The organism is Rhizobium ecuadorense (genome assembly GCF_001187535.1).
GTDB classification, from domain to species: Bacteria; Pseudomonadota; Alphaproteobacteria; order Rhizobiales; family Rhizobiaceae; genus Rhizobium; species Rhizobium ecuadorense.
The window spans coordinates 1-289 of sequence record NZ_LFIO01000588.1 but is presented as its reverse complement, the minus strand read 5'-3'; the positions used below and the strand labels follow the sequence as shown (position 1 = coordinate 289).

Sequence of the window (289 nt, the reverse complement as noted above, 5' to 3'; positions counted from 1 at the left end):
GCGTCAGATGTGTATAAGAGACAGGCGCTCTGTTGCTATGCTGTTTTGAGGACCGTCAGCCCAGCCGGATAGCTCGAGCGGACACTTTCCTCTCTACTCCATCGATCAAAGGCAGCGCGGCCCAATATCGAAATAGAAGTATCTTCCTGCGGCGCGTGGACGAGCACGGATTGGATATCCCTGAAATGCCGTTCAAGTCCCAGGTCGGCACTAAGACCCGGATTGCCGATGCCACGTACCGCGATCTGCACGGCTTCGCGCAATTGCCGGCCTGCGATCAGCCTAGCCC

The 289-nt window shown here is 57.4% G+C and carries 1 pseudogene; it reads right to left on the bottom strand.

What is annotated here, in order from left to right:
* Positions 1–35 precede the first annotated feature (35 nt).
* A pseudogene (locus AF337_RS45325) lies at positions 36–289 on the bottom strand (acyl-CoA dehydrogenase family protein); the annotation flags it as partial.